Below are 244 nucleotides of genomic sequence, written 5' to 3' on the forward strand. Positions count from 1 at the left end.
GGCGATATTCTCAAACGCGAAGGTCTCGTGCCGGACAGAAAGCGAAAGCACAGAGCCCCAGGTAACCGACAGCCGCTGACCCCCATCCGGGAAATCAATCAGGTCTGGAGCGCTGATTTTAAAGGTAAGTTCAGGTTGCTGAGCCGGGAATACTGCCATCCGTTTACTTTGACGGATAACCACAGCCGCTATCTTCTGAGCTGCAGAGGTAACCATCATGAGAACACCGCTTTCGCCCGGCAGT

At 54.1% G+C, this 244-nt stretch carries 1 protein-coding gene; it reads right to left on the bottom strand.

What is annotated here, in order from left to right:
• A partial coding sequence (locus ACODJP_RS14430) for a hypothetical protein (protein WP_422482676.1) occupies positions 1–244 on the bottom strand: 244 nt, incomplete at both ends.

This window comes from Pleomorphochaeta sp. DL1XJH-081 (genome assembly GCF_049310885.1).
In the GTDB taxonomy this organism is placed as follows: Bacteria; Spirochaetota; Spirochaetia; order Sphaerochaetales; family Sphaerochaetaceae; genus CAYZJV01.